This window comes from Yokenella regensburgei (assembly GCF_003634235.1).
In the GTDB taxonomy this organism is placed as follows: domain Bacteria; phylum Pseudomonadota; class Gammaproteobacteria; order Enterobacterales; family Enterobacteriaceae; genus Yokenella; species Yokenella regensburgei.
The window spans coordinates 84864-97217 of the sequence record NZ_RBIZ01000003.1 but is presented as its reverse complement, the minus strand read 5'-3'; the positions used below and the strand labels follow the sequence as shown (position 1 = coordinate 97217).

The window sequence follows — 12354 nt, the reverse complement described above, 5'->3', positions numbered from 1 at the left end:
AAAAAATAGCAGCTCGAATTTATAATTTAGAATTTTCTTGCTTCAGATCGCCATAAAAATCAAGGATGTGAATTTATTAATTAGTTTACATAACATAAACTAATGTTTGGGCGATATATTTTTACATCCCTCAACGTTGACCCTGAAGTCACACTATGCCTTAATATCGCTATCGCCCGAATGCGGGTATTTTTCAAGGAACCCTTTGTGAGCCAGGCCACCAGTATGCGAAAACGACATCGATTTAACGGTCGAATGACGCGGATCGTACTCCTCATCAGCTTCTTTTTCTTCTTTGGCCGCTTCGTCTACTCCTCCGTCGGCGCCTGGTACCACCACCAGGATAAAAAAGAAGCCCAGCAATCCAGCCAGCCTGCCACCGAGACAACCCCTCAGCGCTAATCTGCTTCCTTGAAATAAAAAAAGGCGGCACATGGCCGCCTGATGCTATTTGTGGGGGATTATTCCCACTCAATCGTTGCTGGCGGTTTGCCGCTGATGTCGTACACGACGCGGGAAATACCGTTCACTTCGTTGATGATGCGGTTGGATACACGGCCAAGGAAATCATACGGCAGGTGTGCCCAGTGCGCCGTCATGAAGTCGATGGTTTCTACCGCACGCAGGGAAACCACCCAGTCGTACTTACGGCCATCGCCCATCACGCCAACGGAACGGACCGGCAGGAACACGGTGAACGCCTGGCTCACTTTGTTGTACAGATCGGCTTTGTGCAGCTCTTCAATGAAGATAGCGTCCGCACGACGCAGCAGGTCGCAGTACTCTTTCTTCACTTCGCCCAGTACGCGAACGCCGAGGCCCGGACCCGGGAACGGGTGACGGAACAGCATGTCGTACGGCAGGCCCAGCTCCAGACCGATTTTACGTACTTCGTCTTTGAACAGCTCACGCAGCGGCTCAACCAGACCCATCTTCATCTCTTTCGGCAGGCCGCCCACGTTGTGGTGAGATTTGATGACGTGTGCTTTACCGGTAGCAGAAGCGGCAGATTCGATAACGTCAGGGTAGATAGTCCCCTGCGCCAGCCATTTGACGTCTTCCAGCTTCAGCGCTTCTTCGTCGAACACTTCAACGAATACGCGACCGATGATTTTGCGTTTCGCTTCCGGATCGTTCTCACCCTTCAGCGCGTCCAGGAAGCGCTGCTCGCCTTCCACGTGAACGATGTTCAGACCGAAGTGGTCGCCGAACATGTCCATGACCTGCTCTGCTTCGTTGAGACGCAGCAGACCGTTATCGACGAAGACGCAGGTCAGGTTTTTGCCAATCGCGCGGTGCAGCAGCATTGCGGTGACAGAAGAGTCAACGCCGCCGGAGAGGCCGAGGATCACTTTATCGTCGCCAACCTGTTCACGGATACGTTCAACGGCGTCGTCGATGATCTTAGCCGGAGTCCACAGTGCTTCACACTGGCAGATATCGCGAACGAAACGCTCCAGCATGCGCAGGCCCTGACGGGTGTGAGTCACTTCCGGGTGGAACTGCACGCCGTAGAAGCGTTTTTCTTCGTTAGCCATAATGGCAAACGGGCAGGTATCGGTGCTGGCTACGGTCACGAAGTCAGCCGGGATAGCGGTAACTTTATCGCCGTGGCTCATCCAGACGTCCAGCAGCGGTTTGCCGTCAGCGGTCAGTGCGTCTTCGATGTCGCGAATCAGCGCGCTGTCGGTTTTCACTTCAACCTGCGCGTAGCCGAATTCACGTTCGTTAGAACCTTCAACGTGGCCACCGAGCTGCATCGCCATGGTCTGCATGCCGTAGCATACGCCAAGCACCGGTACGCCTGCGTTAAATACGTATTCCGGCGCGCGTGGGCTGTTCTGCTCAGTGGTGCTTTCCGGGCCACCGGAAAGAATGATACCGCTTGGATTGAATTCACGGATCTGGGCTTCAGTCACATCCCAGGCCCACAGCTCACAGTAAACGCCAAGCTCACGCACGCGGCGCGCGACCAGCTGAGTGTACTGAGAACCAAAATCGAGGATAAGAATGCGATGCTTATGAATATTGTCGGTCATTGACGGTTGTTCCGAGGCAAATGGCAATGAGTAAAAGTCAGCGCCCGGTGAAAGCACCGGGCGCAGAAATCATTAAGATCCGAGACGGTAGTTCGGGGATTCTTTGGTGATAGTCACGTCATGAACGTGGCTTTCCTGAATGCCCGCGCCGCTGATACGTACGAATTCCGCTTTAGTACGCAGTTCGTCAATAGTACCACAACCGGTCAGACCCATACAGGAGCGCAGGCCGCCCATCTGCTGGTGAATTATCTCTTTCAGGCGGCCTTTATAGGCAACGCGACCTTCGATCCCTTCCGGAACCAGTTTGTCAGCAGCGTTATCGCTCTGGAAGTAACGGTCGGAAGAGCCTTTGGACATCGCGCCCAGGGAGCCCATTCCACGGTAAGATTTGTAGGAACGCCCCTGGTAGAGTTCAATTTCACCCGGAGATTCTTCGGTACCCGCCAGCATGGAGCCCACCATGACAGCAGCAGCGCCTGCAGCGATGGCTTTCGCGATATCACCGGAGAAACGGATACCGCCGTCAGCGATAACCGGAATACCGGTACCTTCCAGCGCTTCAACCGCGTCGGAAACCGCAGTGATCTGCGGAACACCAACACCGGTAACGATACGGGTAGTACAGATAGAGCCAGGGCCGATGCCAACTTTCACCGCGCTGCAACCGGCTTCTGCCAGAGCACGAGCGCCAGCGCCCGTCGCGACGTTACCGCCGATGATTTGCAGATTCGGGTATTTAGCACGGGTTTCACGAATGCGCTGCAGAACGCCTTCGGAGTGGCCGTGGGAGGAGTCGATCAGCAGCACGTCAACGCCTGCGGCAACCAGCGCGTCAACGCGGTCTTCGTTACCCGCACCTGCGCCAACCGCGGCGCCCACGCGCAGACGGCCATGCTCGTCTTTACAGGCGTTCGGTTTACGTTCTGCTTTCTGGAAATCTTTAACGGTGATCATGCCGAGCAGGTGGAAACTGTCGTCGACCACCAGCGCTTTTTCAACGCGCTTCTCGTGCATCTTCGCCAGCACAACTTCACGAGTTTCGCCTTCGCGAACGGTAACCAGACGCTCTTTCGGAGTCATGTAAACGCTGACGGCCTGGTTCAGGTCGGTCACGAAGCGGACGTCACGGCCAGTAATGATACCCACCAGCTCGTTGGCTTCGGTCACTACCGGATAACCAGCAAAACCATTACGCTCGGTCAGTTCTTTCACTTCACGCAGTGTAGTCGTCGGCAGGACGGTCTGCGGGTCGGTGACGATACCGGATTCATGCTTCTTCACGCGGCGAACTTCTTCCGCCTGGCGTTCGATAGACATGTTTTTATGAATAAAGCCGATGCCACCTTCCTGCGCCAGGGCAATAGCCAGACGCGCTTCAGTCACAGTATCCATTGCTGCAGAAAGCATAGGAATGTTCAGGCGAATGTTTTTCGTAAGCTGGGTACCGAGATCAGCGGTATTCGGCAGAACGGTGGAATGAGCGGGAACGAGGAGGACGTCATCAAACGTCAGTGCTTCTTTGGCGATACGTAGCATGGGCAATATCTCTACCTGGGGTGATATTAAATATTGCCGTGGCATTATACAGAGCGTAACCGATTGCATCTACACTTTTTTGCAAAAAATACTTGCGCTCCCCTGTCAGCGGGTTACTATCGACTGAATAACCTGCTGATTTAGAATTTGATCTCGCTCACATGTTACCCTCCCAATCACCCGCAATTTATACTGTCAGCCGCCTCAATCAGACGGTCAGAATGCTGCTGGAACAAGAAATGGGACAGGTGTGGATCAGCGGCGAAATCTCTAACTTCACCCAACCCGCTTCCGGTCACTGGTACTTCACCCTCAAAGACGATAACGCCCAGGTGCGCTGCGCGATGTTTCGCAACAGCAACCGTCGGGTGACGTTTCGACCGCAGCACGGGCAACAGGTATTAGTCCGCGCCAACATCACTTTGTATGAACCGCGCGGCGACTATCAGATTATTGTCGAAAGCATGCAGCCAGCGGGTGAAGGCTTACTCCAGCAGAAGTATGAACAGCTTAAAGCTGCGCTTGCCGCTGAAGGGCTGTTCGAGCAGCAGTTTAAACAGGCACTACCCTCCCCGGCCACCTGCGTCGGCGTGGTGACCTCTAAAACCGGTGCGGCGCTGCACGACATTCTTCACGTACTAAAACGGCGCGACCCTTCCTTACCGGTCATTATTTACCCGACTGCCGTACAGGGTGACGATGCCCCAGGGCAAATCGTTCGCGCCATTGAGCTTGCCAACCAGCGCGGCGAATGTGACGTATTGATTGTCGGTCGTGGCGGTGGAGCGCTTGAAGATTTATGGAGTTTTAACGATGAACGCGTGGCGCGGGCAATTTTTGCCAGCCGCATCCCGGTGGTCAGCGCCGTCGGCCATGAAACCGACGTCACCATCGCCGACTTCGTTGCCGACCTGCGCGCACCAACTCCTTCGGCAGCGGCAGAGATAGTCAGCCGCAACCAGACTGAACTACTACGTCAGCTGCAAAGCGGGCAGCAGCGTCTGGAAATGGCGATGGACTATTACCTGGCGCACCGCCACCGTCGGTTCACCGAGCTTCACCATCGTTTGCAGCAACAGCATCCGCAGCTGCGCCTCGCACGTCAGCAAACGCTGCTGGAACGCCTGCGTCAGCGAATGAATCAGGCGATGGAAAACCAGTTGAAGAGCGCCAGGCAGCGCCAGCTCCGCACGCAGCAGCGTCTGAACCAGCATAATCCGCAGCCACGCATTCACCGTGCTCAAACACGCATTCAGCAGCTGGAGTACCGCCTGGCGCAAACGCTTCGCGATAAGCTCAGCGTCACCCGCGAACGCTTCGGCAATGCCGTTACCCATCTCGAAGCCGTCAGTCCGCTCTCAACGCTCGCGCGCGGCTACAGCGTGACGACCGCAGCCGACGGAAAAGCGCTGAAGCAAACCAAACAGGTTAAGGCGGGAGATACGCTGAATACGCGCGTGGCTGACGGCTGGATAGCCAGTGAAGTGACCGGCATTACGCCGGTGAAGAAAACGCGCAAGAAAAAGCCGGTTTAAACCGGCACGAATTCAACGCGTTTTTTCGAGATCAACCCATGCCCGTTCTGGCAGAAATAATCTACCGCTCCGCATGCTTTTAACACCTGGAGTGGTTGATGACACTCCGGGCAACGCGCTTCCAGATTGATATCTTTATGGCAGTTTTCGCAATGCGCCAGGCCGTTTTGCGGCTCCAGCTCTGCATGGCAATCCGGGCAGATTATCGACATCACAACTCCTCGGGTGAATTACGCTGTCCCCATTTTACCACGTTGCGCGAAGGCCAGGGCATCATTCCAGCCCCGGCCGCTTCGGCATGATATCAGACGTTAGTCACCGGTTTCTGCTCGCTGCTCGTCTGAGCGTTAGCCAGCATACGACGCACTGGCACGATCAGCACAATCAGTACCGCCGCACAGATAAGCAGCGCCACAGAGCAGCGGGCGAACAGATCTGGCAGCATATCAAGCTGATCGGCTTTCACATGACCACCAATCAGACCGGCCGCGAGGTTACCCAGCGCACTGGCACAGAACCACAGCCCCATCATCTGGCCACGCATTCTTTCCGGCGCCAGCAGCGTCATGGTTGCAAGGCCAATCGGGCTCAGACACAGTTCACCCAGGGTCAGCATCAGGATGCTGCCCACCAGCCAGAACGGAGAAACACCCGCCCCACCGTTGCTGAGCACGTTCTGCGCCGCCAGCATCATCAGACCAAAGCCCGCTGCCGCACACAGAATGCCAATAACGAACTTGGTAATGCTGCTCGGGCGAATGTTGTTACGCGCCAGCATCGGCCAGGCCCAGCTAAATACCGGCGCCAGCAGAATAATAAACAGCGCATTAATGGACTGGAACCACACGGCAGGGATTTCGAAATCGCCGATCATGCGGTTGGTATAGTCGTTTGCAAACAGGTTAAACGACGTAGGCTTCTGCTCAAACGCAGACCAGAAGAACGCCGCAGAAACCAGCAGGATAAAGCAGACCAGCAGCCTGGCGCGCTCTTTACGGTTGAGCCCCGCGAACATGAACAGGTAAATAAAGTAGAGCGCCACGGAGGCCGCAATCACGTAAACCAGCGTGCTGGCGACCGCAACCGGATTAATCACAATCACGCCCTGGATGATCAACGTCACGATAACGGCAATGGCAGCTACCACCGCCAGCAGGCCCGCGCCCACGCCGTTACGTTTTACTACCGGGCTGTTCCAGGTGGAATCAAGGCCAACTTCGCGGTCGTAGCGTTTCATCGACGGAACGGCAAACACGCGGAAAATAACCAGCGCCACCAGCATCCCGATACCGCCGATGCCAAAGCCCCAGTGCCAGCCGTGGGTTTTAATCAGCCAGCCAGAGATAAGCGGCGCAATAAATGAGCCCATGTTGATGCCCATGTAGAACAGCGAGAAACCGCCGTCACGACGCGCATCGCCTTTCTTATAAAGCGTACCGACCATCACCGAGATACAGGTTTTGAACAGGCCAGAACCGATAACGATAAACATCAGACCGATAAAGAACAGGCTGTTGCCCATGACCGCGGAAAGCGCAATCGACAGGTGTCCCAGCGCAATCAGGATAGAACCGTACCAGACGGCTTTCTGCTGGCCTAGCCAGTTATCCGCGAGCCAGCCGCCCGGCAACGCTGCCAGGTACATGGTCCCGGCGAAGATACCGACAATGGCAGAAGCGTTTTCGCGTGCCAGCCCCATGCCGCCTTCATAGACGGTTGCCGCCATAAACAGGATCAGCAGCGGGCGAATACCGTAAAACGAGAAACGCTCCCACATTTCGGTGAAGAACAGTGAGCCAAGCGGATAAGGATGACCGAAGAACGTTCGGCTCTCTTTTTGATGAGCAGAGGATTGCATAATTCTCCCAGGAAGGTGTGTTGTGGTGCAGTAAACGCCGACAGGTATGCTGACCAGTTATGTATCTGGCCAATTCTTACCGTCGGTGAAGTGTTATTTCATCCCATAATAACCTGACGCTAGTTTTCTCTAGCACCAAAAAGCAGACTTTGAGATGAAAACTCGACAACAGTCTACTTTCTCAGATTTTATGTTGGCAAAAAAAGGATATTGATTGACATCAAAGCGATCGAGAATTTGCCGTGCACAGGCATGAGTGATTACGCAGAAGAACACATACACTAAGGATACCAGGTACTACCTGACCACTTTAAGTATTCCGAAATAACCAAACCAACTTCTCCGCTACACAAACAACCACAGCAGCAGTTAACATATTGAATAATAAGTACATTATAAAATAATTTTCTTCCACACGGTCAGGGTATGGCTCTACTTTCTCCGTCGGGATGTAATTCATCAGATTCGTGACGATATATTTCAGGCTTTCGGCGAGCGGATCGAATATCCCTGAGAGCATCAAAACAAATGCGATAACCAAAAATGCCAGCATACGTAACGACCATTTACTCGGACGTGACATTACAACTCCCTGAGCCATTACCAATCACCGTAATATCACCATAAGTCCAGAGCTTATCCCCCTGCAAAATGCGGTGACGGTGAGCTTTTAACAGCGCAGAGCGCACGACATAGAAGTCGCGAGAAAGGAAAAAGGTTATGCAGCCCTCGCTAATGCCTGAACCGTCTGGTCGTGGGGGATGCAGACGGAAATGACCACGTTGATAATGATGTGATCCGTCTACATCAAATGTCATGTAGTCATCCACTACGCCGTCTTTGCGGTACAGGGCAAACCAATCGTAATAATTATTGCCCGTAAACGCATGTTTAAACCAGGTTTGACTGTGGGAAAACATGCCACCAGATGGTCGTTCGACAATCCAGTAACTTCCAGGCGGTACAGTAGCATTCGTCATGTATGAGCATTCAGGCTTGTTGGCTAAATCACCCAACCCGGAAAAAACCGGGAACGAACCGACGCCGCTTACATCCAGCCGAGCCACGCGACTTTCGTCATAAAGATGATTAAAATCGACTCTGCAATTGATCATCAAGCTACCACTCGTTGGTTCCATGAGTCTGTATATGAAATATTCCCGTCGAGGTAGATCCAGGTAATACTTTCATATGCCAAAGAAACCGATTCAGTAGGATTGTTCATCTGGCCGCCAGTGTTTTTAAAGTTATGCATCACTGGCGTCACCGCCACCACTTTGACATTTTTCATAATGATGTGCATGAACTCCTCCTCTATACCTGCGTCATTAGTCCGATACCATTTAATAATCGCCTGCTGGAGCGTTTCCCCCTGACAGACTGCGCGGTTCAGATAAGGTGTGGCTTTATCTAACTCTTTGGTAAAACTTAGTTGGTCGTACACACGTGTGCCGGTGAGTCTTCCAAAGGTATTATCGTAAGGGATGTGCACACCGTGATTAAAGCTCTGCATTTCAATAGAGCCCTCACGCAACAGAACATCACTACTTCCCAGAATCAAAGTTCCAGTGGCGTTATAAAGCCAGATATATGCAGGAACAGCCATTTAATTTGTCCTTTCAGTGGATTAATCCTTCTTCCTTCTTACGCCTGAATGGGACTTTATCTTAAACCAAAAATGCTGTTTATTGAGGTTAGATTGTCTTGCTATTTCCCGGCTAACATCAGGTTTTTCCTAATAAATATCAGGGCCAGCCAACTTTATTTAGCGGTGAATCAACAAATCTCTATATCGTCTGATTCAATGATATAGAATTTTCTAATAACGTACGGTGCAAAAAACCATCATTTACCACCATATTAGCCGTGCGAAAGTTTAAACACTCCTGGAAAATAAAAAAGCCCGACATAATGCGGGCTTCTGGATTTGTGAAAGCGGATGATTTTCAGTAAATCATCATTTGCTTTTCTTGATGTGCTTGATTAAGCGCTTACGCTTACGCATCTGGTTCGGCGTCAGGGTGTTACGCTTGTTCGCAAACGGGTTATCACCCTCTTTGAACTGAATGCGGATCGGAGTCCCCATTACGTCCAGAGATTTGCGGAAGTAGTTCATCAGATAGCGCTTGTAGGAGTCCGGCAGGTCTTTCACCTGGTTGCCGTGAATAACGACAATCGGCGGGTTGTAACCACCGGCGTGAGCATATTTCAGCTTCACGCGACGTCCACGCACCAGCGGCGGCTGATGGTCGTCTGCCGCCATATTCATAATGCGGGTCAGCATCGCGGTACTCTGGCGACGGGTAGAGCTGTCGTAGGCTTCGCGTACGGATTCGAACAGGTTACCCACGCCGCTACCGTGCAGCGCAGAGATGAAGTGTACGCGGGCAAAATCGATGAAGCCCAGACGGAAGTCGAGGGTCTCTTTTACCTGCTCACGCACTTCGTTGCTGAGACCGTCCCACTTGTTAACCACGATAACCAGTGAGCGCCCACTATTGAGGATAAAGCCCAGCAGCGAGAGATCCTGATCGGAAATCCCTTCGCGGGCGTCAATCACCAGCAGCACTACGTTAGCGTCTTCAATCGCCTGCAGCGTTTTGATAACCGAGAACTTTTCTACCGTATCGGTGATTTTACCGCGCTTACGCACGCCCGCGGTGTCAATGAGTACGTACTCACGTTCATCGCGTTCCATCGGAATGTAGATACTGTCGCGCGTGGTGCCCGGCATGTCGTACACCACCACGCGTTCTTCACCGAGAATACGGTTAGTAAGTGTAGACTTACCTACGTTCGGGCGACCGACGATAGCAAGTTTAATCGGCAGATCCTGCGGATTAAACGTGTCTTCCGGTTCTTCGACTTCTTCGCCGTTTTGTTCGGCTTCAAACTGCGCCCAGTACTCAGCGTCTTCGTCGATTTCTTCCGGCGGATTAACTTCGTCAACCCACGGCAGCAGCACGGTTTCCAGCAGGCTGGTAACACCGCGACCATGAGAGGCCGCAATTGGATAAATTTCGCCAAGACCCAGAGACCAGAAATCGGCAACGGCCTGATCGGCATCGATACCGTCAGTTTTGTTCGCCACCAGGAAGGTCGGTTTTTCACGAGAACGCAGGTGCTTAGCGATCGCGGTATCCGCCGGCATCAGGCCAGCGCGCGCATCCACCATAAACAGCACGACGTCAGCTTCTTCAATCGCCAGCAGCGACTGTTCCGCCATGCGGGTTTCTACACCATCTTCTGTGCCATCAATTCCGCCGGTATCGATACAGATGAATTCACGCCCTTCCACTTCAGCACGACCGTACTTACGGTCACGAGTCAGACCCGGGAAATCCGCAACCAGCGCGTCACGGGTACGCGTCAGGCGGTTAAAAAGCGTGGATTTTCCTACGTTAGGGCGCCCGACAAGCGCGACCACAGGTACCATGTTAAATGCCTCATCAAATTCAATATCACGTCGCTTCACGCGCCGTTTTACAAAGTCAAACGGCCCCTGGTGCCCAGGAGCCGTCTAGTATAACTCACAACCCGCGTGGATTAACGCGTAATTGCGTACACCGTGCCGCCTTTCGCCTGAATCAGCAATTTGCCGTCAGCGATAACCGGGTCGGTCAGGAAACCAGAGCTGTCGACCTTCTGCTGAGCGACAAAGCTGCCGTTCTGCGGGTCGAGCCAGTGCATGTAACCTTCGCTGTCACCGACCACCAGGCTGCCATTATACAGCACCGGAGAGGTCAGCAGACGATGCAGCAGATCGCTTTGCGTCCACAGGGTCACGCCGCCTTCGGTAGTCAGCGCCAGCACACGATCGTTCTGGTCAACCATGTAAATGCGGTCACCATCGACGATGAAGTCGTTTACCGAGCCCAGCTCACGTTTCCACATGATCTGGCCGCTGCGCAGATCCAGCGCGGTCAGGTTACCGTTATACGCCAGCGCGTAAACCACGCCGTTAACGATAACAGGAGTGGTATCAACGTCGCTCAAACGGTCGATTTCAGTCGGGCCGGTTGCCTGGGAGATACGCTGCTGCCAGATAAGCTGGCCCTGCTGGAGCATCACCGCGCTCACGCGCCCGTTGTCACCACCCACAATGGCAGCGCCGTACGCTACCGCCGGGGCAGATTCGCCACGCAGCGACAGAGAAGGCATATCGAGGTTAACGGTCCACTTCACGGCACCGTCAGATTCGTTCAGCGCCTGCAACAGGCCGTTGCTGGTATGCACAATCACCATGCCGTCGCTGATAACCGGACGCGACATCGCTTCACCGGCAACGGTCGTCTGCCACGCTACGGTACCATCGCTGGTATTGAGCGCGTAAACTTTAGCCTTTTCGCTACCCACATAAACATGACCGCCAGAGACCGTCAGGCCGCCGGAGAGCAGTGCTGGAGCATGAGAGAACCAGCCGTCTTTTTCTGCCAGATTCACGGACCAGACTTCTTTACCGTCACCGAGGTTCATCGCCTTAACGGTGCCTTTACGGTCTGCGGCATACACGACGTTATCGGCATACGCAGGGTGCAGGTTGGAATAGAAGTCACCAATACCGCTTCCTACCGAGGTATCCCACGCGGTAGAAGGCGTAAACTGATTTTCAACAGTCGGCAACGGAGACATTTTCACAACGTCTTCTTCGCTGTTGAACAAAGAGCAACCACTCAGCAACGTTACTGAAAGCAGTCCTGGCAAAAGTAATTTACGCAATTGCATCGCGTCCCTCTCAGATGGACAAATTATTTATTTTCATGCGCATCATTTCGCTGAGCGCCGGTGAAGCATCACTCTTAACGCCCGCTTCCCAGGCGGTACGCGCCCCCTGCTTATCGCCTTTGCTGAGCAGGATTTCGCCGCGCAGATCCGCGACGATAGCGGTCCAGCCTTCACCCTTAATCCCGTCGAGGGTTTTCAGGGCGGCATCCTGCTGCTTAAGCTGCAGCTGAACGCGCGCCAGACGCATGTTGATGACCGACTTCAGATTATCATCGGAAGCGGCGGTCAGCCCCTGCTGCAGCTGTTTTTCTGCTTTATCAAGTTCGCCTTTATCAACAAACTGCTGTGCCAGCTCCAGGGAAGCAAAAGCACCATAGCTGGTTTTTGATTCCGCCGCGAATTTCTCAGCGGCCGCAATGGCGTCAGGTTTACCTGAATTCAGTGCGGTAATCGCCGTTTCATATGACTGGGATGTCTCTCTGGCAGAGTCTGCCTGATGCGACGTCCAGTAGCGCCAGCCAACCAGCGCACCTACCCCGAGAATTACCCCAACAGCCAGCGCTTTACCGTTTTCTACAAAGAAACGTTTAATCGCGTCGACTTGTTCGTTTTCGTTTTCGTAAATTTCCACGCAGTCCTTCTCCTGAATGATGTTTCC

Annotated in this window: 12 protein-coding genes; 2 read left to right on the top strand and 10 right to left on the bottom strand. The window is 53.4% G+C overall.

Annotation, left to right across the window (positions count from 1 at the left end; genetic code table 11):
* Nucleotides 1-207: 207 nt before the first annotated feature.
* Nucleotides 208-402 carry a YfgG family protein gene (locus C7387_RS00490; protein WP_071777556.1) on the top strand — a complete coding sequence of 65 codons (195 nt, stop codon included), beginning with the start codon at nucleotides 208-210 and terminating at the stop codon, nucleotides 400-402.
* Nucleotides 403-461: 59 nt separating this feature from the next.
* On the opposite strand, the gene guaA is transcribed toward C7387_RS00490, so the two are convergent.
* Both guaA and guaB read right to left on the bottom strand, forming a co-directional pair.
* Entirely contained in the window at nucleotides 462-2039 is a 1578-nt protein-coding gene (guaA, locus tag C7387_RS00485) for a glutamine-hydrolyzing GMP synthase (RefSeq protein ID WP_120815829.1), read from the bottom strand.
* 72 nt (nucleotides 2040-2111) lie between these two features.
* The gene (guaB, locus tag C7387_RS00480) at nucleotides 2112-3578 is read right to left on the bottom strand and encodes an IMP dehydrogenase (RefSeq protein WP_006821152.1); all 1467 of its coding nucleotides are present in this window, start codon (nucleotides 3576-3578) and stop codon (nucleotides 2112-2114) included.
* A 161-nt stretch (nucleotides 3579-3739) separates the two neighbouring features.
* On the opposite strand from guaB, the gene xseA reads away from it, so the two are divergent.
* Nucleotides 3740-5113 carry an exodeoxyribonuclease VII large subunit gene (gene xseA, locus C7387_RS00475; protein WP_120815828.1) on the top strand — a complete coding sequence of 458 codons (1374 nt, stop codon included), beginning with the start codon at nucleotides 3740-3742 and terminating at the stop codon, nucleotides 5111-5113.
* On the opposite strand, the gene C7387_RS00470 is transcribed toward xseA, so the two are convergent.
* From C7387_RS00470 to C7387_RS00435, 8 genes are all read right to left on the bottom strand, one after another.
* A complete protein-coding gene (locus C7387_RS00470) occupies nucleotides 5110-5325 on the bottom strand; it encodes a zinc ribbon domain-containing protein (RefSeq protein WP_006821155.1) in 216 nt (71 codons plus the stop codon). The genes xseA and C7387_RS00470 overlap by 4 nt on opposite strands.
* 92 nt (nucleotides 5326-5417) lie before the next feature.
* On the bottom strand, nucleotides 5418-6971 hold the full coding sequence (locus tag C7387_RS00465) for a peptide MFS transporter (protein ID WP_120815827.1): 1554 nt from the start codon (nucleotides 6969-6971) through the stop codon (nucleotides 5418-5420).
* Nucleotides 6972-7281: 310 nt separating this feature from the next.
* Nucleotides 7282-7554 carry a hypothetical protein gene (locus C7387_RS00460; protein ID WP_120815826.1) on the bottom strand — a complete coding sequence of 91 codons (273 nt, stop codon included), beginning with the start codon at nucleotides 7552-7554 and terminating at the stop codon, nucleotides 7282-7284.
* Nucleotides 7538-8086, bottom strand: coding sequence for a DUF2778 domain-containing protein (locus C7387_RS00455; protein WP_120815825.1), 549 nt, complete (start codon nucleotides 8084-8086; stop codon nucleotides 7538-7540). Before C7387_RS00455 ends, C7387_RS00460 begins: the two co-directional genes overlap by 17 nt.
* Nucleotides 8086-8577, bottom strand: a complete 492-nt coding sequence (locus C7387_RS00450; protein WP_120815824.1) for an Hcp family type VI secretion system effector — start codon at nucleotides 8575-8577, stop codon at nucleotides 8086-8088. Before C7387_RS00450 ends, C7387_RS00455 begins: the two co-directional genes overlap by 1 nt.
* Before the next feature lie 351 nt (nucleotides 8578-8928).
* Nucleotides 8929-10407, bottom strand: a complete 1479-nt coding sequence (gene der / locus C7387_RS00445; RefSeq protein WP_120816706.1) for a ribosome biogenesis GTPase Der — start codon at nucleotides 10405-10407, stop codon at nucleotides 8929-8931.
* 110 nt (nucleotides 10408-10517) lie between these two features.
* Complete coding sequence (gene bamB, locus C7387_RS00440) at nucleotides 10518-11696, bottom strand: outer membrane protein assembly factor BamB (protein WP_006821159.1); 1179 nt, start codon at nucleotides 11694-11696, stop codon at nucleotides 10518-10520.
* Nucleotides 11697-11706: 10 nt separating this feature from the next.
* Nucleotides 11707-12327, bottom strand: a complete 621-nt coding sequence (locus C7387_RS00435; RefSeq protein WP_038255005.1) for a YfgM family protein — start codon at nucleotides 12325-12327, stop codon at nucleotides 11707-11709.
* Between the last annotated feature and the right edge of the window lie 27 nt (nucleotides 12328-12354).

Excerpts from the sequence above, each read along its gene's own strand:
- C7387_RS00455 (WP_120815825.1), bottom strand. The coding sequence starts at position 8,086 with ATGATCAATTGCAGAGTCGATTTTAATCATCTTTATGACGAAAGTCGC.
- C7387_RS00470 (WP_006821155.1), bottom strand. The coding sequence starts at position 5,325 with ATGTCGATAATCTGCCCGGATTGCCATGCAGAGCTGGAGCCGCAAAAC.
- xseA (WP_120815828.1), top strand. The coding sequence starts at position 3,740 with ATGTTACCCTCCCAATCACCCGCAATTTATACTGTCAGCCGCCTCAAT.
- guaA (WP_120815829.1), bottom strand. The coding sequence starts at position 2,039 with ATGACCGACAATATTCATAAGCATCGCATTCTTATCCTCGATTTTGGT.
- C7387_RS00450 (WP_120815824.1), bottom strand. The coding sequence starts at position 8,577 with ATGGCTGTTCCTGCATATATCTGGCTTTATAACGCCACTGGAACTTTG.
- C7387_RS00460 (WP_120815826.1), bottom strand. The coding sequence starts at position 7,554 with ATGTCACGTCCGAGTAAATGGTCGTTACGTATGCTGGCATTTTTGGTT.
- der (WP_120816706.1), bottom strand. The coding sequence starts at position 10,407 with ATGGTACCTGTGGTCGCGCTTGTCGGGCGCCCTAACGTAGGAAAATCC.
- bamB (WP_006821159.1), bottom strand. The coding sequence starts at position 11,696 with ATGCAATTGCGTAAATTACTTTTGCCAGGACTGCTTTCAGTAACGTTG.
- guaB (WP_006821152.1), bottom strand. The coding sequence starts at position 3,578 with ATGCTACGTATCGCCAAAGAAGCACTGACGTTTGATGACGTCCTCCTC.
- C7387_RS00465 (WP_120815827.1), bottom strand. The coding sequence starts at position 6,971 with ATGCAATCCTCTGCTCATCAAAAAGAGAGCCGAACGTTCTTCGGTCAT.